Source organism: Mycoplasma sp. P36-A1, assembly GCF_049478495.1.
Taxonomy (GTDB): Bacteria; Bacillota_I; Bacilli_A; order JAJDGJ01; family JAJDGJ01; genus P36-A1.
Genome location: NZ_CP168083.1, coordinates 974,597 through 994,883 on the forward strand (window position 1 = coordinate 974,597; position 20,287 = coordinate 994,883).

A 20,287-nucleotide genomic window follows, 5' to 3' on the forward strand; every position below is an offset into this window, starting at 1 on the left:
CTTTATTTATTGTTTTAATCAAATATAGTATCAATAACAATAAAATATTACATAGTTAAAAACAATAAATTCAACTATAAATATTTTATTAATAATCTAATTTAATTAATAGATAAACAAAAATAAAAAAGGGCGATTGCCCTTTTTTTTATAGTTATAATTATTTAATACCAGCATCTTTTTTTACAAAATCAAAAAATGCTTTAGTATATGATTCCTGCATACCAGTAACACTATCTGAATTAATAACAGTCCATGAAACTAAATCAGCAATTTTACCATCTTTATAATAAACTAATTGCGGTGATTTTAATTCCATAGGATTAACAGTTTCATCTTTAGTCCAAGTATCTATTAAAAATCTTTTAGCAACAGGCTTTCTTAAATCATGGTTTACTAAGCCATCTGGTAACTCTTTATCTAAGTCAATAACATATATCATATCATTTATAGATTCATTGTCTAAATAGTTATCAAACGAATTAAGTTCAAATAAACGTGCATCTCCACAGTTTACAGACCAGGCAAAATAAGCAATAACTTTATCACCACTTTTAATTTTAGCATCTAATTCATCCATAGTTTTAACATTTAAAGTTTTAAACTTAGTTTTTTCAATACCTGCTAATTGAGATTCTTTTAATTTTTCAGCTTTTTGATCATCAGATAATAAAATATCACTTTTATAAATTCCAAATGCAGCTATAAATAGTGCTATTATTACAATTACAATTCCTTTAGTTTTTTTATTCATATAAGTACCCCTTCAATTTAGTTAACATAATATATATTATACGAAGTTATATATAAAAGAATAACGTGTAAATAATGCTAAATATCCTTTTGAAATTTATATACTTTCGTAGTAATAATTACATATATTATAGCAAATGCTATCTCTGATGTAAAACTTTTATCTAATATATAATTATATACAAATGATGATCCTTCCATTACAATAAATAACCCAACACATATTGAAAACATTATTTCTATTTGTTTATCATATTTTTCTAAAAACATATTATCAGCTCCTTGAATATATAATAACATTACACCAATCAATTATACTGTCATATGAGAAGAATAAAAATTAATATTACATAAATAGTGTTAACTAAAAAAATACTTCTAGCTTTTTGCTAAAAGTATTTTTATTTTTTATAAAGTTACTGTTATATTTACTTCTTTTCCATTTCTTGAAACCACTAAATTCAATTTCTCTTTTGTTTTAGTTGCATATAATGCAGATGTAAATATTGAAGTTGAAGTAATCTCTTTGTCATTTACTTTTACAATAATATCATTTTCTTTCAATCCAGCTTTAGCAGCTGCTGAGTTTTTAGTAACCTCTGCAACTATTATAGCTCCATCTGGCATTTTGTCTGTAATTCCATATTCAGAATATGCATATTCAGGTATGTTAGCAATTGAATAATAAGATATTCCTAAAGTTGGACGATCTACTTTACCATTTTTCTCTAATTGTTCAATGATTGATGTAGCTTCATTTGCAGGAATTGCAAATCCCATTCCTTCATAGCCTTCCATTGAAATTTTAGATGTATTAACTCCTACTAATTGCCCTGCCATATTTATTAATGGTCCACCACTGTTACCAGGATTTATAGTAGTATCAGTTTGAATTACTTGCATAACATAATCTGGATCACCATCATTGTTAGAATCAGTTTCAATTTGACGATCTAATCCAGAAATAATACCTTTAGTTACTGTTCCTTTAAATGTAATATCTAAAGGTGATCCAATTGCAATTACAGTCTCACCAGCTTGTAATGCTCCAGAATCTCCAATTGGAAGTGTTTGTACTTTGAAGTCAGTTTTAACTTTTAATAATGCTAAATCAGAAATAGAATCACTACCAACTACAGTAGCAGTTTCTTCTTTCCCATTAGAAAACAAGACTTTTATTTCTACACCATCTCCATTATCAACAACATGATGATTAGTAAGAATTCTAGTATCACCATTACTTGAGCTAATAATTGATCCACTACCATTTCCAATTAAACGGTTTTTTTGATACAAAGCTACAGTAACAACACTATCTTCAACCTTTTTTACTAATTCAGTTGTATCATCAGAAATTGTAATTGATTCTGATTTTGATGTTGTTGAAGTCGATGATCCTGTAGAACCATTATACATTTGAACTATCATGATAGTATTAATAAAAAATAATATAACTAAAACAATAACGATAATATAAAGTGGTTTAGTTTGTTTGTTGTTCATCTTTCACTCTCCTATCTCAATTTACATGAATAATTATATACATACCTTGTGTTATTCGTGTGATATGCCAGTGTAGAACTCATGCATCTTTGAAACAATGTCTGAAATTTCGTTTACAAGCCCTTCAGGCTTTAATAACTTTGCATTTGCACCTAAAGATAAAATTAAGCCAATGGCGTTGTAACGACCTTCTATAGTTGTTTTCAGTATAAGTGTATCATGAGATGACCATTCATAGACAGGATTTAGCCCTATCATTTTTTCACTTAGTGAAACTGCAGTTGGACCGTAAGCTTCAATAACAATATCAAAACTTTCTAATTTAATAATTGAAGTCTTTCCAATATAATCAGCAGGATTGAAATCTTCATCATAGTAAAATGGTTGATCATCTAATTTTTTTACATGAGACATACGTGCTGATAATTTGTATATTTTAAATTTTTTATTACTACTTTCATCTCTTGCAATAAGATACCAGAAATTTTGATATCTAATCAATTCATATGGATGAACAATAATTTTTTTCTTAGTTTTACTTTGAATAGAATTATATACCATTTCAACTTTTTTTCTTTCAGAAATTGCAAGAGATAATAATTTATAATATTGATCTATTAAATCAATATCTTTTGGTTTAGCATTATGAATATAAGATTCATGTAATACATCTGAGTTATCAAAATTAGCTTTTATTTTAATAAGTGCATCATTGAAATCTTTTAAATGGAAAAAGCCACTGTTTTTTAAAAAATCGTATGATCTTAATAAAGCTGTTTTTTCATTACTAGATAAATTTAACGTTGGTAATACAGCATTATCATCTAAATAGTATCCACCATTTTTACCATTTTGATACTCAATATTATATCCAGCATCGTACAAATCTCTTCGATATTCGATAATATTTCTTGGATTTGTATCAATTATAGATGCTAATTCATCTTTTTTATACTTTCTTCCATCTTTTAATACTTCAAGCATTTTAATTGTTTTAGCTGTTCTGTTTGACATTTATAAAATCCCCCTATTACTTGATATCTTAATTATAACATAGATAGTGTTAAGGATTACAAAATTGCTAATTATTTTCTTGTAAAACAGTATTTTTATTGACTTTTGTTAATGAGTTATTATTTAGTTATTAAAAAAACGCTAATCTGTTTTATGATAGCGTTTTGGTATTAATTATCTATTGCACTTTCATCATGTGGTTCTACATGAATTATTACATTGGTATTTGGATTTATTGTTTTTTGAATACTATTTTCAATATCATGACTTAAAGCATGTGCTCTAGAAACACTCATGTTTGGATCTACTTCAATATGTAAATCTAAATGCATATCATCTTCTATTCCACGACTTTTAATCATATGAGTATCTTTTACTTCTTTAAATGAATAAACAATCTTTTTTACTTGTTCTTCATTAATAACTTTTTGATCTACTAAAACTTTAGTAGCTTCACTTATTATTTCTATTCCTGCTTTTAAAATAAATATTGCAACAACCATTGCCATTATCTTATCAAAGTATGGTGGTAAATTAAAATATTTAATTCCAATAATAGATATTATAACAGATATTGAAACATATACATCCGACATAGTATGTGCAGCATCACTAATCAAGAAACTACTATTTAATTCATTTCCCATTTTTCTTTCATATGATGTTACAAATAAATTAATTATTAAAGTTGTAATCATGACTAAAATACTAATAGTACTTAAATTAATAGCTTCAACTCTATCAAAGTTAACAATATTCTCCTTGATAATGTTATAACTCATTAATAACAGTACAAAACCAATAAATAGTGATATGATATTCTCAATTTTCTTATGACCGTATGGATGCTCTTTATCTGCAGGTTTATAAGCAAAACTAAGAGCAACTACACCAACAATATTATTTAAACCATCAGTTAATGAATGTAACCCATCTGTTGCTATTGCATTTGAGTTTGTTGTATAACCAATAATAATCTTTAATCCAGAAACTAGAAAGTTTAATAACATTATGACAATTAAAACTTTTTTGATTTTTTTATAATTAGAACTTTGCATATTACCTCCAAAGATTAATGATTAACAATAAATCATTTTCAAAAAATTCTACAGTAAATGAATCATCTTTCATTAACTCAATTAAGTAACTATTTTTTTCAATTTCATAATCTTTATTTACAATAATACTTAGATTAAAATTATCTTTTGAAAAAAAGTACTTTATTTTAGGAAAAACTAAATCTATATATTTTTGAGTAATAACTATATTATCATAACATGGATAAATAAGTCTTTTCTTTCCACTAACATAATCATCTATTAATATATTTCTTTGTTTTGATGAAGGATTTTTAGAAATCATTTCAACATCAGTTGTTTCATCTATAAAATAATTAACATCACTAAATAACAATACTTCTGTTAAATCATAATTTAAGCCTTTTAATTTTTTCATAAATTCTCCTTTTTTAATAAAAAAAAGCACGACCGTGCTTTTCATGAATTATTCTAGAACTTCTTCTTACGAGCTTCTTCAGATTTTAATTTTTTTCTTACTCCGGGTTTAACGTAGTATTCTCTTTTACGAGCTTCTTGAAGAGTACCAGTTTTAGAAACTTGTCTTTTAAAACGACGAAGAGCATCATCTAATGATTCATTTCCTCTTACTTCTACTTTTGCCATGTAAACTAGCCTCCCTTCTACGTAAACTTACATTGATATTATATGTTATTTATTAAGATAAATCAAGAGATTACTTAATAAAAATATCATAAAATGCGTTAAACTACAATATTTAAATGTATTGATGTTCAAAATTAAAAATTATCGACAAAACTTAATAGAATTATAATAAATGTCATTATTTTTACATATATTTTAAGTTTTATATCTTAATTTGTATGATATAATTATAACATAAGGAAGTGAAAATATGAATTCAAATAAAAAGGATTTATTAGATGTATTTACATCAGATAGTTTAACATATCAGCAAAAACTATATACAATAGCTAATGTTGCAGAGCGCTATTTCGATGCAAGAGATGTGTTAGGTTTAACAAACGAAGAATATGGTTACATTGAAAATGATTATATTTGTGATTTAAATGAAGGTAATCTACCATATAGACCAAGATATATAGTACCTGATTATGAAGTATTGCTTAAAAATGGAGTTAAATTTTTAGAATTAGATGCTCCAACTGATTTAGATGAAGTTTTAGATTATCTATTAATATTGTATTCACATGTACCAAGTGTTACATCATTCCCTGTGTTTATTGGTTATTTAGATCGTTTAATTAACCCCTTCTTAACTGGTGATGATGCAGCAGATCAAAAGAAAATTAAAAGATTTTTAAATCATATTGATAAAACTGTTACTGATTCATTTTGTCATGCGGATTTAGGTCCAGTATGTAATAAAGCAACAACACTAATTTTAAATGCAGTTTTAGAGTTGGATAATCCAACACCAAATATGTCATTTTTATATAACAAAGGTATTAGTGATGAAGAAACATATACTTTAGCAATTAAAGCTGGTTTACTAAAATCTAAACCTAGTATTGCTAATGATAAATACTATGCAAGTGAAAATGATCGTTATGCAATAGTAAGTTGTTATAATTGTTTACCAGAACAAGGTGGTGCTTTTACTCTTACAAGATTAAGATTAGGAACTATTGCTAGTGACTTTGATAATCTAGATGATTTTTTACAAGAACTAGATAAAATAGTAACAGCTAATTTAAGTATTATTGATAAAAAAATAGACTTTATTGTTAATAAATCTAATTTCTTTAAAACAAGCTTTTTAGAAGCAGAAGGATTTATTTCAAAAGATCGATTTGTTGGTATGCTTGGTATTGTTGGATTATTTGAGTGTGTTAATCATTTTGTGAAAGCTAAAACTATGCAAGAACAGTTTGGTTTTAGTGAGGAAGCAGATAAACTAGCTCATAAAATTTTATCATTTATTGAAAGTAGAATAAAAAGTCATTATGCACCTTATTCAATGGGAAATAAGTATTGGTTCCATGCTCAAGTAGGAGCTTCATTAAGCGATGAGGATTATAATAATACTCCAGCTCATAGATTAAAAGTTAATCAAGAACCAATGATTTATGACCACATTAAACAAATAGCTCCATTCCATAAATATTTTCCAAGTGGAGTTGGTGATTTATTTGCATTTGATCAAACATTTTCTAGTAAACCAGAAGCTCTTAAGCCAATCATTGATGCTGCTTTCAAATATGGTATGAGATATATTTCTGTCTATCAAGAAAATACTGATTTAATTCGTGTTACCGGTTATTTAGTGAAAAAATCAGAAGTATCAAAATTTGAAGAAGGTACACCTGTATTAAGAGATACTGAAGCATTTGGTGAAGGTACTAATAGATGTGCTAATGTTTTCGCAAGAAAAGTCAAATTTTAATGCAAATTAATAATATAATACCCTTTTCAATTGTTGATGGTCCTGGAAATAGAATGGTTATATTCTTACAGGAGTGTAACTTAAATTGCCTGTATTGTCACAACTTTGAAACTATTAACAAGTGTAACAACTGTTTAAAATGCATAAATGTCTGCCCTACTAAATCTTTAACAAATATTAATGGTAAAGTGTCTTGGAATGAAGAAACTTGTATTAACTGTGATAAATGTATTTATGAGTGTGAATTTAGTTCTACTCCTAAAACTAAAGATCACACACCAAAAGAAGTTGCTTCAATGATTATAAAGTACAAAGATTTTATTGATGGAGTTACTTTTTCAGGTGGAGAATGTATGTTACAAGCTGATGATATTCTATCAGTAGTAAAAATACTTAAACTTCATGATATTAATGTATTGATTGATTCTAATGGTTATTTTGATGTAAGTGCTAATGAAGAGTTGATTAAATTAGTAGATGGTTTTATGATTGATATAAAATCATTAAATAAAAATTATCTATTAACAGGAGTTGACTATAGTAATTTAGAAACTATTGATTATTTAAATAAACTTAATAAGTTACATGAGCTTAGAACAGTTGATCTTTTAGATTCAGAAAGTAAGAAAGTTATTCAATATATCGAAAGTTTTATTGAAAAAAATCCAAGTGTTAAAAAAAGAATTAATAAACTATCTACTCAAAATTTAAAACAGTCAAGACTTGATAAACTAAATAATTATTTAAAATTATAAGTGCCTTTTATAGGCACTTTTTTTATTATTAAAGTATTATCAAAGTATGTTTTATAATAATGAAAGTAGGTGTAAAAATGTGTGGAAGATATTACATTGATAGTAATAATAAAGAAATAAAGCAAATAATTGATAAAATAGATGACAATCTTTATGTTGAACATTACGATGAAATCTATCCTAGTAATATTGTACCAATAATTATTGCTGACAATGTCTTAGAATATAAGGTTGTTTTAGCAAATTGGGGGCTTAAGAATCATTTTAATAGTAATTTATTAATAAATGCTAAGAGTGAAACTATCTTTGAAAAGAAAACATTTAAAAAAGCAATTTTAAATAAGCGATGTTTAATTCCATGTACAGGCTTTTATGAATGGAAAGTAATTAATAAAAATGAAAAAGAAAAATATATGTTTGAAGCTTTAAATGATGATGTTTTGTATTTGTTAGGTATCTATCAAGAAAATCATGATGGAAGTAATAACTTTGTTATTATAACTAAAAGTCCTAATATAATTGTAGAAAAATATCATAATAGAATGCCTGCAATTATTAATAAAAATGATATTAATGCATGGTTAAATGATCTTCAGTGCACTAAATATTATTTGTCTAATGATGATGTTAAATTAAAAGTAAAAAGGGCTTAATGCCCTTTTTATGTGTCAATATCAACTCTATTTTCTTTAATAGAAAAGTAAAACCAATTAATGTTTATAATGATTGAAAAGATAATTATTACATCTGTTATTAAACTTATTGACATTGGTGAATATGAAATAAATAATAAATAAATTAATCCAACACTTAGTATTAATATAATTATACTTAAATATCTAGTGGCGATTGATTCATTTTTTTTAAATAGGATTAATCCAATTGCATAAACTAATATTACTATTGAAATACTTACATATACTCTTGAACCTGTTACTATTATATTTTCTTGTTGACCCGGGTTCATATGTATAAGCACAAGTATTATACAAGTTAGAATCATTGATATTAAGGCTAAAGTTACCTTTACTTGTATTTTTTCCATTATTTTATAGGTACTACAATTTTAGTTAGTAAATTATTTTTACCAAAGTCTAAATCATTCAAATAATATTCATAAATATTCCCATCTATTTTATGACCTTTTTCTTTTATTTCATTGAATAATTCATCATATAATGATTGCATTAGTGCATTATCACCGATGTAATAAGTAACTATTTTTTTACCTGAAGGTATTGTTCCTACTTTTATATCTTTTGATTCTTTAAATACTTTTTGTACTGGAATACCTACTTCTATTTCAAAGTGAATATCATTAACATTAGGAATTGTTAAATATGGCGTATCAACAGGTTGTAATCTATTTTCTACTACATAGTCTTCTACTGTATTAACTGCATGATCAATAATATGTATTAATTGTTCATGTTCTACTTTATCACAAAAAATTGCACTAATCATTTCTGGTGTATCTATTATTTCAAATGGTGTAATTCTAGGCATATAATCCCCTCTTTCATTTTTTTATTATATTATTATTCTCATTTATAGTTAAAAAAGTCAATTGAAACACTGTATCTATTTATAATTAATTACAATATTATTGTACTTTTATATTTTTTACAATTATAATTTATACAAGACTTATTAAACTATTGTGGGGAGGTTTAAATAGTGGAAAATATTATAAGAATTAAAGAGGAATTTGAATTACCAATATATTTACATAAATGTGATTATGAAATTGAATTTAAAGAAGATGGTTTATATTTTTATGTAAAGGACAAAACATTAATTGTAAAAAAACAAGAAGTAAAGTATATCGACTCTATTTTATATGTATATAATAAACCAATAATGTCATTCAATGATGATGAACAAATTAGTGAATTAATTGAATTAGGATATCAAGTAGTGATATAAAAAAAGTTAAGCAATCAGCTTAACTTTTATTTTTGATTAAAAATGAATATTAGGATAACGACATATTATTTTTAGTTTACAGTTGTCACAACTAGGATTTTTAGCTTTACAATGATATCGTCCAAAGAAGATAAATTGATGATGGAGTTTATGCCATTTTTCCTTTGGAAATTTACGCATTAGTTTTACTTCAACTTCATATACATTATCTTTTAAATAAGCTAATTTCAACCGTTTTGAGACTCTTTCTACATGTGTGTCTACTGCAATTGCAGGAATTTTAAAACCTTCTGATAACACTACATTTGTTGTTTTTCTTCCAACTCCTGGTAATGCTTCTAAATAGCTACGATTGCAGGGTACTATACCGTTATGTTTTTCTTTTAATACTTGTGCTAGTTTTTTTAGGTTTTTGGCCTTATTTTTATATAATCCAATAAATCTTAAATCATTTTCTAATTCTTTTATATCAACATTAATATAATCATCTAGTGTTTTGTATTTTGAAAAAAGATTAGGTGTTATTATATTTACGCTTTTATCTGTGGTTTGTGCTGAAAGTAAGACTGCTACTAATAGTTCAAATTGGGTTTGATAGTTTAATTCACAATGAGCTTGGGGATACATTTCTTCAAAGACATTCATGATTAAATCATACTTTGCTTGTCCAGTAATATTTTGTTTAGACATTTAGTAATTCCGCCTTATTTATAATGATTTTTTCTATATAGTTTAAATTTAATACACCTTGAACTACTGCTGTTTTTAAACTATCAATTACTAATTCCTCACTGAAATTTTCGCACCATTCTCTTACGATTTCAACTTCTAATGGACTTAATTTATGTCTTAATTCCTGCTCAAAAGTTTTGATGATATTTTGTTTAGATTTATTTTCTTTTTCTAATTCTTCTTTATATTGTTTGTTAATAATTAAAGACATTAATTTTTCATAAACTATATTTGTATTGATATGTACTGTATCATTTGAGTTAGTGATGCTTAATATTTTTCTTATTGAAAATAGTTCATTTAGTATAGTATTAATTTCAAGTTCTGTTAGACTCATTACTTTTGCAAGTACTTTTGAAGAAATATTGATATTTCTATTATTTAAATCTTCAATGTGCATTATTAATATTACAGCCTTTTCATCTAAGTTTAGTAATTTATAATTTTGTAATAAAAATGTATATTTATTTATGATATTATTTTCTACTAGATAGTCATAGTTAATCATATTTATCCCTCTTCTCTTAGTTTATTATAATATAAGTAAATAATAATTACCATATCTAAATAAAGTTGCTTTTATTTATCTAGTCATTATAGATATTTTGTGATTTTTGTATTATACAATTAGTAAATTTGCTATAATGAATAAAGGTGATAAAAATGAATTTTCTTCCAACAAATAAGAAAGAAATAAAAGAAAGAAATATAAAACAAGTTGATTTTGTAGTAGTTACTGGTGATGCATATGTTGATCATCCTAGTTTTGGGACATCTTTAATTGCACGATATTTAGAGTCTTTTGGTTATAGTTGTGCTATTTTAGCACAACCTAATGTAAAAGATGATAATTCAATTAAAAAATGTGGTATACCAAGATTAGGTTTTTTAGTAGGCTCAGGTAATATAGATTCAATGGTTAATAATTACTATGTAAGTAAGAAAAAAAGAAGGCAAGATGAATATTCTGTAAATAATAAAGGCGGAAAAAGACCTGATTATGCTACCATAGAGTATTGTAAATTGATAAGAAGAGTTTATAATGATGTTCCAATTGTTATAGGTGGAATAGAAGCGAGTTTAAGACGATTTGCTCACTATGATTATTGGCAAGATACTATTTTACCTTCAGTATTATTAAGCTCTACAGCAGATTTATTAGTATATAGCATGGGTGAAAAAGCTATAGTTGAAATAGCTGATTATTTAAATAGTGGACTTGATATTAAAGACATTACTTTTATTAAAGGAACTTGTTATAAAAGTAAATCTCTTGATAACTTGCCAGATTATGTTTTAATGAATTCGGTTTCTGATATAAAAAAAGATTCTAAAAAATATTCTGAGAATTATTTAAAACAATATAATAATAATGATAATCAAAGTGCTACGACTTTAGTAGAACCATATAATGAAGAATATGTTATTGCAAATATTCCCCAACCAGTACTTTCTCAATCAGAGTTAGATCACTTATATGATTTACCTTTTACATATGAGAGTTATGATGAATATATGGGATTAGGTAAAGTATCGGCTTTAAATGAAGTTAAATTTAGTATAAGTGCTAATCGTGGCTGTAATGGTGGTTGTAATTTTTGTGCAATTACTTACCATCAAGGTAGACAGGTTTCTATGCGTTCAACAGAATCTTGTGTTGCTGAAGCAAAGAAAATGATGACTTTAAAAGACTGGAAAGGTTATATTCATGATGTTGGTGGACCAACTGCTAATTTTAATGATGATATGTGTGACAAACTAAATAATTATGGAAGCTGTAGTGAAAAATCTTGTTTTGGATTCCACAGTTGTAATAACCTTAAAGTTTCACACGAAAAGTATTTTGATATTTTAGAAAAAGTAAGAGAAATAGATGGTATTAAAAAAGTATTTGTCAGATCTGGAATTAGATATGATTATATGTTAAAAGATGATGATAAATATTTAGAGGAATTAGTTAAGTATCATGTGTCTGGTCAATTACGATTAGCTCCTGAACATGTATCTGATAATGTTTTAAAGGTAATGGGAAAACCTAGTGTTAAATTGTATGATAAATTTGTTGATAAGTTTAATAAAGTTACTAAAAATTTAAATAAGGAACAGTATGTTTTACCATACTTAATGTCTTCTCATCCAGGTTCTACTTTAGATGATGCTTTACAATTAGCTCTTTATCTTAAAAAGATTAATTATCAGCCAAAACAAGTACAAGATTTTTACCCTACACCATCAACTATGTCTACTTTGATGTATTATACTAATACAAATCCTTTAGATAATAATAAAAAAATATTTGTTGCAAAAAGTGAAAATGATAAAGCAATTCAAAGGGCTTTTTTACAATATAAAGACCCTAAAAATAGAAAATTAGTTATTTCTGGATTAAAACAGTTGCATAGAGATGATTTAATTAAAGGTCCTAAAGGATTATTATAATAATAGCCGCTAATAACAGATGTAAAATCTATTATTAGCGTTTTTTTATATCTTAAAATTAGCAATTATATTTACAATGACTAACAATTTAAACCAAATAAAAAGGAGTAACTTTCATTACTCCTTTTAATCAAATAAGTACCTTTAATTAATATATACTTTAATAACTTTTATTAGACAGTTATTATCATTGTAAGAATTATTGGTTCTTTTCCAGTTTCTTTTTTAATATAATCTTGTACAGTACTTCTTATTTTACCTTTAGCATCATTAAATCCAACATCATTTTGTAAATCACATTTTTCTAATGTTTTATTTACTATTTTTCTAATACTATTAATGATGTGTTCTGAATCCTTTATGTAAATAAATCCTCTTGTTTGTATATCCATTGTCATAACTTGTTCTTTAGTTTTTCGATCAAGTCCAATACCAATAATAACAGTACCTTCATTGCTCAATGTTAGTCGATCTTTTAAAACGACTGTTTGAGAATCATTAACATTTTGACCATCTATTAAAATACTACCAGTTTTAACTTTATTTCTAGCTTCTTCTAATTTACCATTATTAAAAGTTATTATTTCCCCATTTTCTAGAACTACAATGTTTTCTTTAGAAATGTTCATATCATAACCTAAATCAGCATTATCAACTAATTGAGTGTACTCACCTTTAATTGGAACATAAAATTTTGGATTAAGGATACTAATCATCATTTTTAAATCTTCTTTAGAAGCATGCATACTACCTACTTGTTTAGATGATAAAATGAAAACATCTGAATCTAAACGTGAAATATCATCGATAGCTTTAATAGATACATGTTCAACACCTGGGATTGGTGGTGATGCAATTATAAATGTATCATTACTACCAGGTTTTAATGTTTCATCAGCCTTAGAAGCAATTTTAGCTAGTTTTTCAAATAAATCAATACCATTACCTGAAATGATAACCATTACATCTCCTTTATCAATATCAGAGATTGGTGCAATTTTATCAGGTGGTACTAATGCTAAATCTAGTTTATTATGTTTGTGTACTAAATCTTGTAATTCTTTATCAAAGAATAAAATACGATAATTGTATTTAATAGCTACATTAGCTATTTCTTGAACATTGAATAAACTATGTGTATAAACTGTAATAACTACTCTACTTGATGCTTTAGAAATAATAGGTTCTACCCATCTACTCATTCTGTGGTTTGGTGCAGTAAAGCCTGGTTTTGATGCACCTACAGATTCAGTAAATAATGCTAAAACACCTTTTCTTTCCATTTCTATTAGTTTTCTAAGATCACTTCTATATTGAGGTTTGGCTGCAAAGTCAAAAATAAAGTCAGATGTGAATACGACATATCCTTGGCTAGTTTCAAAGGCAATACCAACTGATTGAACAATAGAATGTGTTGTTTTAAAAGAATGCACTTTTAATCCAGATTCCATTTTCATAATAGAATTTTCTTTTATTCTTTTTATTTTATAATTTTTTATATTTGCTTCTTTTAATCTATCTTCAATAATCCATGAAGTTAGTTGTGTTGCATATATTATTGGTGAGACTTCTTTCAATAAATATTGAATTGCTCCCATAGTATCTGGGTGAGCATGCGTCACAAATAGCGCCTTTACTCGATGCTTGTTTTCTATTAGATAATCAAATGAAGGTATTTCAATATCTATACCTAAATTTTGTGTCTCTGGATACTTTAATCCACATTCAACGATGTATATATCTTCATTTATTTCAAAACAATACATGTTTTTTCCGTTTTCATCTAATCCTCCAAGCGATACAAATTTTATTATATCACTCATTTAATCACTCCTTATAATGTTTTTAATTTTTCTATTAATAGCTCATTTGTTAATTTTGGGTTTACTTGACCTTTTGAATTTTTCATTATTTGACCAAGTAAGAATTTAATGGCTCTATCTTTTCCATCTTTATAATCTTGTACAGATGCTGGGTTGTTTTCTATCGCATTATTAATAAATACTAAGATTTCAGCTTCATTAGATATCATAGCCATATTGTTTTCTTTAACTATTTTATCAATATCATCATTTTGTGTTTTATTTACTATTTCAAATATTTGTTTTAATTGTTTACTTGAAATTAAGCCTTCATCCATTAAATTAATCATTTTAGCCAATCCTTTTGGTGTTAATGATTGTTGTTCAATACTAATATTGTTTTTATTTAAATAAGTAAATATTTCAGTAATAATCCAATTGGTTACTGTTTTGTAGTTACTTGTTAATAAAATTGTTTCATTAAAGTAATTACTTATTTTAATATTATTAGTTAGAATTTTTGCATCAGTTAAACTAATACCATATTCATTGATATATAACTCTTTTAATGCTGCAGGCATTAATGGAATTTCTTTTTTTACACCTTCAATAATTGAATTGTCTATTCTTGTAGGTATTAAATTTGGTTCACGATGGAATCGATAATCAATAACACCATCTTTACCTCTCATTTTAATTGTTGTTTTAGTAGCTTCATCAAATCTTCTTGTTTCAGAAGCTATTGTTTCTCCACTTAAAATAAGTTTTTCTTGTCTTGAAATTTCAAAAGCAATGGCTCTTTCAATATTTGAAATAGAATTAAGATTTTTTATTTCTGTTTTAGTTCCAAATTTTTCTTGACCATATGGTCTAATTGAAACATTAACATCACATCTTAATGATCCTTCTTCCATTTTTGCATCTGAGATATCTGCATACTCTAACATATTTCTTAATGTTGCAACATAGGTTGATGCTTCTTTTGCTGTTCTCATAGAAGCATCTGAAATAATTTCTATTAGAGGTGTCCCTGCACGATTATAGTCTATTAATGTATAATCATCATAATGTTTTAGTTGTGCAGTATCTTCTTCTATAACTACTTTATCTATGTTTATTTGTTTTTTGTAGTCTTCAAGTTCTATTGTGATGCTACCATTAGTACCAATTGGAAAGTCATTTTGTGTTATTTGATATCCTTTTGTTAAATCAGGATAGAAATAGCATTTTCTATCAAATGTAAGTAATGGATTTATGCTCATGTTAAATATATGACAAGCCTTTAACGCTTGTTCAACACCTCTTTTATTTATTGTTGGAAGAGATCCAGGCATTCCTAAATCTACTTCATTAACATTTGTATTTACTGGATCATGAAAGCCAACTTTAGATCCTGAAAACATTTTAGTATTTGTTTTTAATTCACAGTGTATTTCAATTCCAATTACAGTTTCAAAGTTCATTAGTCATTCTCCTTTTTTGCATATCTATTATAAAAACTAGTTACATTTTTATAGTTGTTATCAAGTAGTCCATCTTCGAATTGTTTTCCTAAATCAAATAATAGTTGATCTTCAAATGTTCTACCCATTAAACTAATTGCAAATGGCATTCCATCAATTATATGTGTTGGAATTGTTAAACCTGGTGAACCAATAATATTGGCAACTGATAGATAGTTTTCAGCTACTAAATTTGTTAATTCTGATTGTTTTATTACATCTGTTGCTGGATTAAAGGCTGCAGTATTAGCACTTGGATTTATAAGAATATCTACTTGTTTAAATAGTTCTAAGTGACCTTTAATTAATAATGTTCTTATTTGTTTTGCTTTAATATAATATAAATCACGGTCTTTTTCTTTTAAAGCCATTGCTCCAATACATAGTCTAGCTTTAGAAAATTTAGAAATACCAAAATTTCTAGTTGCAACTATTGATTTATCCCATGTTTCTTTTTCGATTCTTTCACCAAATATTACACCTGTTAGATTTGCTAAATTTGAACTAGCTTCTGCATTTGCTAATGAGTGGTAAACTCCTCTAATACATTTTAATAAATTAAGATCCATGTTGACTTCTACTACTTCATGTCCTAATGATTCAAGGTATTCTTTTACTTCATTGAACTGTTCAATTACTTTTGGATTGTCAAAAGTTTCTATTAGTTCTTTAATATAACCTATTTTTAGTTTATTTGGGTGTTTAAGATTTGAATAAAAGTTTTCTTTGGTATGCATCATTGATGTTCCATCTTTTTTATCTGGACCATTAATTGTTTCAGCAACTATTGCAATGTCTTCAATACATCTAGCAAATATTCCTGGTGTGTCTAAACTTGAAGCATATGGGAAAATACCATAACGTGATACTGTACCCCAAGTAGGCTTATAACCATAAATACCACAATAAGCAGCTGGTTTTCTAACAGAATCTCCTGTGTCAGTACCAGTAGCAAATGGAACTATTCCTGAAGCTACTAATCCTGCGCTTCCTCCTGAAGATCCACCTGTACCTTTTTCAATGTTCCATGGATTTTTGGTTGCACCAAATATTGAGTTTAAGTTAGTTCCACCCATTCCAAATTCATCTAAATTTGACTTACATACCATTACAGTATTAGCTTCTTCTAGTTTTTCAAACACTGTTGAATTGTACATTGGATAATAATTATCTAAAATCCTTGAACTGCTTGTTGTTAAAATATTTTTAGTTGCAAATAAGTCTTTATTTGCATACGGAATACCATCTAATATATTTGTGTAAGAGTATTCTTTAGCTTCAGGATTTAATAGTGTATTTACACAATTAAGATCTTTTGAACTAATTAAAGCATTATTTATTGAGTTTAGTAGTTCTTCTTGAGTAAACTCTTTATTTTTTAAACTATTGTGTAGTTGTTTTATTGTTTTTTTATACATTATTGCACCACCTTGACATATTTTACATAACCATCTTGAGTTTTTGCTACATTTCTTAATGCATCATCATGAGTAAGTGTGTTATCTACTACATCTTCTCTTAAATAAGTACCTTCAAATAAGAAAGGCCATGATGCATCTTCTACACCTGTAACATCAATTTCATTAAAATGTTGAACCGCTTTAGCAATTTGTGTAAATTCTGCCATAATAAATTCCATTTCTTCTTCGCTTTCAGCTGATAAATATAAATCTTTTAAATAAACTTCGACTTGTGCTCTATCCATTTTCATTCTCCTTTTCCAATATTATATTAAGGTTATCTTCGCTCATTAAAGATACATCAAGACTTACAGCTTTTGTATATTTTGAGCCAGGATCACTACCATAAATTAAGTAATCCGTTTTTTTAGAAACAGAATTAGCAACTTTTGCTCCTTTTGCTTCTAATAGTTTACTTAAATCATTTCTTTTATAATTTACTAATGTACCAGTTATTACTACTGTTTTATTAGTGAAAATTGAACTATTGTCAATTTCTTTTTTTTCATTCTCTAAAACTAATCCATAACTAATTAATTCATCAACTAATTTTTTATTGTTATCATTCAAGAAAAAATCACTAACTGACTTAGCAATAGATGGTCCAATGCTTTCAATTTTTACAAGTTGTTCATAGGTTGCTTTTTCAATCTGATTAATATTTTCAAATTCTTTTGCTATTAATTGGGCAGATTTTTGCCCAAGGTGTCTTATTCCTAAAGCAAATAAAAATCTTGCAAGTGTTGATTGTTTACTATTATTTATGCTTAATATTAATTTATCAAAAGACTTCTGACCAAATCCTTCTAAATCTAATATTTTAGCTTCTTTTTTTTCTAGTTTATATATATCTGTTAAATCTGTAATAAATCCATCATTAAAGAAATTTTCTATTAGTTGTTCACCAAGACCAACAATATTCATCGCATTTCTTGAAACATAATGAATAATATTTTCTATTTTTCTTGCAGGACAATTTGGGTTTGGACAATACCAATCAACTGAATCATTTTCCTTGATTAAAGAAGTAGAACATATTGGACATTTAACAATCATTTCAGGAACAATAACTAAATCATTTCTACTACTTAAAACGGGTTTAATAATTGCAGGAATAACATCCCCTGCTTTTTCAACAACTACCATATCATTAATTCTAATATCTTTTGAAGTAATATAATCAAAGTTATGCATTGTTGCTCTACTAATTGTTGATCCAGAAACCAAAACTGGTTCTAGTATAGCATTAGGAGTAATTTTACCTGTTCTTCCTACAGTATACTCTATATCTAAAAGTTTAGTTTCTGCTTGTAATGCTGCAAATTTATAAGCTATCATAAATTTTGGATACTTAGCAGTAAATCCTAGTTCTTGTTGTACATTAAACTGATTTACTTTTAATACAGCACCATCTATATCATAATCATTTTGATCTCTATTTTGTTGTATTAAATGTAAATTGTCTAAGATATTGTTAATATTTTTAAGTTCAATAATTTGTTCATTAACACTAAATCCTAAACTTTTTAAAAGAGTTAAAGCTTGCCAATGAGTCTTTAAGCCTAATGCATCATAGTTTGCAATTTGATAAAAGAAACCACTTAACTTTCTTTTTGCTGCTACTTTTGAATCTAATTGTCTTAAACTACCAGCAGCTGCATTTCTAGCATTAGCAAATTTTTGTAAACCTGCTTTTTCTTGTTCTTTATTAATTCTCTTAAACTCACTTAGTTTAAGATATATTTCACCTCTTACTTCTAAATCAATGTCTTGATTTAAAACTAAAGGTATTTCTTTAATTGTTTTAATATTTTCAGTAACATTTTCTCCAGTAATTCCATCACCTCTTGTTGTAGCTAAAACTAGTCTTCCTTGCTTGTATGATAAAGCAATTGCTAAACCATCAATTTTAGGCTCTAGTACATAGTCAAAAGGTATATTTACATCTTTTTTAATTCTCTTATCAAAAGATTTAAGATCTTCTTCACTATAAGCATTACCTAATGAATACATTGGATATTCATGTTGGATTTTTTCAAACTTATCTAATATTTCATAACCTATAGATCTTGTTATTGAATCATTTTTTAAATATTGAGGATTTTCTTTTAACAAATCTAATAAAATATGGTATTTACGATCATATTCACTATCATCAACACTAGGATTATCTAAAGTATAGTATTCATAAGCCCACTCTTTTAAGATATTTTCTAATTCATCAATTTGTTTCTTAATGTCCACTAATTTTCCTCCTTTATAGTGACAGCAAGTTTTTGTAGTGCATCTTTAGCAGCACATTGTTGAGCTTTCTTTTTAGATGTTCCTTTACCATAACCCAAAGTTAAATCATTCATTAAGACTTTAAATTCGAAAACAGGTTCATTAGCACTACCACTAACTTTAATTAATTCATACATCACTGTTCTTTTAGAATCTGCTTGTGCAAATTCTTGTAACTTTGTTTTGAAATCTTCAATATCATCAAAGTCATCTTTAACAACAGCATCATATACTATTTGAACAAATACACTAGCATCTTCTAAACCATTACTAATGTATATAGCGCCTAACATTGATTCAAAGACATTAGACATTACAGAACTTTTTAAAGCCCCTCCAGCTCTCTTTTCGCCTTTACCAACCTTAATATATTTATATAGTTCATATTCTTTAGAGTAATTAGCTAATGATTCTTCTCTAACAGCCTTAGCTCTTAAAACAGTCATTTGTCCCTCATTCATTTTTGGAAACTCTTTATACAAAAATTGAGAAATTAAAAATTGTAAAATCGCATCTCCAATAAACTCTAATCTTTCATAATGTTCTTCATTATGTAATATTTCATTTGCATATGATGGGTGAGTTAAAGCTTGTTCTACAATTTGCTCATCCTTTATAATTATTGAAAATTTTTGTTTTAAATAATTACTATAGTTCATAATAACACATCCACT

22 protein-coding genes are annotated in these 20,287 nt (G+C 26.4%); 5 read left to right on the plus strand and 17 right to left on the minus strand.

What is annotated here, in order from left to right:
- Positions 1 to 160 precede the first annotated feature (160 nt).
- The 7 genes from ACD762_RS04680 to rpsU form a co-directional block, all read right to left on the minus strand.
- Positions 161 to 754, minus strand: a complete 594-nt coding sequence (locus ACD762_RS04680) for a hypothetical protein (protein ID WP_423364689.1) — start codon at positions 752 to 754, stop codon at positions 161 to 163.
- Between the two features lie 77 nt (positions 755 to 831).
- Positions 832 to 1,023: a hypothetical protein gene (locus ACD762_RS04685; RefSeq protein ID WP_423364690.1), complete on the minus strand. Its 192-nt coding sequence runs from the start codon at positions 1,021 to 1,023 to the stop codon at positions 832 to 834.
- Positions 1,024 to 1,161: 138 nt separating this feature from the next.
- Positions 1,162 to 2,256 carry a S1C family serine protease gene (locus tag ACD762_RS04690; protein WP_423364691.1) on the minus strand — a complete coding sequence of 365 codons (1,095 nt, stop codon included), beginning with the start codon at positions 2,254 to 2,256 and terminating at the stop codon, positions 1,162 to 1,164.
- Positions 2,257 to 2,307: 51 nt separating this feature from the next.
- Positions 2,308 to 3,270 (minus strand): helix-turn-helix transcriptional regulator, encoded by a 963-nt coding sequence (locus tag ACD762_RS04695; RefSeq protein ID WP_423364692.1) that lies wholly within the window; start codon positions 3,268 to 3,270, stop codon positions 2,308 to 2,310.
- A 170-nt stretch (positions 3,271 to 3,440) separates the two neighbouring features.
- Positions 3,441 to 4,328 (minus strand): cation diffusion facilitator family transporter, encoded by an 888-nt coding sequence (locus ACD762_RS04700; protein ID WP_423364693.1) that lies wholly within the window; start codon positions 4,326 to 4,328, stop codon positions 3,441 to 3,443.
- A gap of 1 nt (position 4,329) precedes the next feature.
- Complete coding sequence (locus tag ACD762_RS04705) at positions 4,330 to 4,725, minus strand: hypothetical protein (protein WP_423364694.1); 396 nt, start codon at positions 4,723 to 4,725, stop codon at positions 4,330 to 4,332.
- 53 nt (positions 4,726 to 4,778) lie between these two features.
- The gene (gene rpsU / locus ACD762_RS04710; protein WP_423364695.1) at positions 4,779 to 4,952 is read right to left on the minus strand and encodes a 30S ribosomal protein S21; all 174 of its coding nucleotides are present in this window, start codon (positions 4,950 to 4,952) and stop codon (positions 4,779 to 4,781) included.
- A 250-nt stretch (positions 4,953 to 5,202) separates the two neighbouring features.
- Between rpsU and ACD762_RS04715 the strand changes: the two genes are divergently transcribed.
- The 3 genes from ACD762_RS04715 to ACD762_RS04725 are packed head-to-tail and all read left to right on the plus strand — an operon-like array spanning position 5,203 to position 8,122.
- Complete coding sequence (locus ACD762_RS04715; protein WP_423364696.1) at positions 5,203 to 6,714, plus strand: YjjI family glycine radical enzyme; 1,512 nt, start codon at positions 5,203 to 5,205, stop codon at positions 6,712 to 6,714.
- A complete protein-coding gene (locus tag ACD762_RS04720; protein WP_423364697.1) occupies positions 6,714 to 7,469 on the plus strand; it encodes a YjjW family glycine radical enzyme activase in 756 nt (251 codons plus the stop codon). Before ACD762_RS04715 ends, ACD762_RS04720 begins: the two co-directional genes overlap by 1 nt.
- A gap of 59 nt (positions 7,470 to 7,528) precedes the next feature.
- Entirely contained in the window at positions 7,529 to 8,122 is a 594-nt protein-coding gene (locus ACD762_RS04725; RefSeq protein WP_423364698.1) for an SOS response-associated peptidase, read from the plus strand.
- Positions 8,123 to 8,130: 8 nt separating this feature from the next.
- Here ACD762_RS04725 and ACD762_RS04730 read toward each other — a convergent pair whose 3' ends face one another.
- Both ACD762_RS04730 and ACD762_RS04735 read right to left on the minus strand, forming a co-directional pair.
- Positions 8,131 to 8,514: a hypothetical protein gene (locus ACD762_RS04730; protein ID WP_423364699.1), complete on the minus strand. Its 384-nt coding sequence runs from the start codon at positions 8,512 to 8,514 to the stop codon at positions 8,131 to 8,133.
- Positions 8,514 to 8,975, minus strand: a complete 462-nt coding sequence (locus ACD762_RS04735) for a GyrI-like domain-containing protein (RefSeq protein ID WP_423362799.1) — start codon at positions 8,973 to 8,975, stop codon at positions 8,514 to 8,516. The genes ACD762_RS04730 and ACD762_RS04735 overlap by 1 nt, the downstream gene beginning before the upstream one ends.
- Before the next feature lie 171 nt (positions 8,976 to 9,146).
- Between ACD762_RS04735 and ACD762_RS04740 the strand changes: the two genes are divergently transcribed.
- Positions 9,147 to 9,395 carry a hypothetical protein gene (locus ACD762_RS04740; protein ID WP_423362800.1) on the plus strand — a complete coding sequence of 83 codons (249 nt, stop codon included), beginning with the start codon at positions 9,147 to 9,149 and terminating at the stop codon, positions 9,393 to 9,395.
- Positions 9,396 to 9,431: 36 nt separating this feature from the next.
- Here the strand turns inward: ACD762_RS04740 and nth are convergent, their stop codons facing one another.
- Together nth and ACD762_RS04750 are read right to left on the minus strand one after the other, a co-directional pair.
- Positions 9,432 to 10,085: an endonuclease III gene (nth, locus tag ACD762_RS04745; protein WP_423362801.1), complete on the minus strand. Its 654-nt coding sequence runs from the start codon at positions 10,083 to 10,085 to the stop codon at positions 9,432 to 9,434.
- Positions 10,078 to 10,635, minus strand: a complete 558-nt coding sequence (locus ACD762_RS04750) for a DnaD domain-containing protein (RefSeq protein WP_423362802.1) — start codon at positions 10,633 to 10,635, stop codon at positions 10,078 to 10,080. The genes nth and ACD762_RS04750 overlap by 8 nt, the downstream gene beginning before the upstream one ends.
- A 155-nt stretch (positions 10,636 to 10,790) precedes the next feature.
- Between ACD762_RS04750 and ACD762_RS04755 the strand changes: the two genes are divergently transcribed.
- Entirely contained in the window at positions 10,791 to 12,566 is a 1,776-nt protein-coding gene (locus tag ACD762_RS04755; RefSeq protein WP_423362803.1) for a YgiQ family radical SAM protein, read from the plus strand.
- A 173-nt stretch (positions 12,567 to 12,739) separates the two neighbouring features.
- On the opposite strand, the gene ACD762_RS04760 is transcribed toward ACD762_RS04755, so the two are convergent.
- From ACD762_RS04760 to rnc, 6 genes are read right to left on the minus strand one after another with little or no spacing between them, the layout of a single operon-like run.
- On the minus strand, positions 12,740 to 14,389 hold the full coding sequence (locus ACD762_RS04760) for a ribonuclease J (protein ID WP_423362804.1): 1,650 nt from the start codon (positions 14,387 to 14,389) through the stop codon (positions 12,740 to 12,742).
- Between the two features lie 11 nt (positions 14,390 to 14,400).
- Positions 14,401 to 15,831, minus strand: coding sequence for an Asp-tRNA(Asn)/Glu-tRNA(Gln) amidotransferase subunit GatB (gene gatB, locus ACD762_RS04765; protein ID WP_423362805.1), 1,431 nt, complete (start codon positions 15,829 to 15,831; stop codon positions 14,401 to 14,403).
- Positions 15,831 to 17,288, minus strand: a complete 1,458-nt coding sequence (locus ACD762_RS04770) for an amidase family protein (RefSeq protein ID WP_423362806.1) — start codon at positions 17,286 to 17,288, stop codon at positions 15,831 to 15,833. The genes gatB and ACD762_RS04770 overlap by 1 nt, the downstream gene beginning before the upstream one ends.
- Positions 17,288 to 17,575 (minus strand): Asp-tRNA(Asn)/Glu-tRNA(Gln) amidotransferase subunit GatC, encoded by a 288-nt coding sequence (locus ACD762_RS04775; protein ID WP_423362807.1) that lies wholly within the window; start codon positions 17,573 to 17,575, stop codon positions 17,288 to 17,290. The genes ACD762_RS04770 and ACD762_RS04775 overlap by 1 nt, the downstream gene beginning before the upstream one ends.
- Complete coding sequence (gene ligA / locus ACD762_RS04780) at positions 17,568 to 19,574, minus strand: NAD-dependent DNA ligase LigA (RefSeq protein WP_423362808.1); 2,007 nt, start codon at positions 19,572 to 19,574, stop codon at positions 17,568 to 17,570. Before ligA ends, ACD762_RS04775 begins: the two co-directional genes overlap by 8 nt.
- Positions 19,574 to 20,272 carry a ribonuclease III gene (gene rnc, locus ACD762_RS04785; RefSeq protein WP_423362809.1) on the minus strand — a complete coding sequence of 233 codons (699 nt, stop codon included), beginning with the start codon at positions 20,270 to 20,272 and terminating at the stop codon, positions 19,574 to 19,576. Before rnc ends, ligA begins: the two co-directional genes overlap by 1 nt.
- Positions 20,273 to 20,287: the final 15 nt, after the last annotated feature.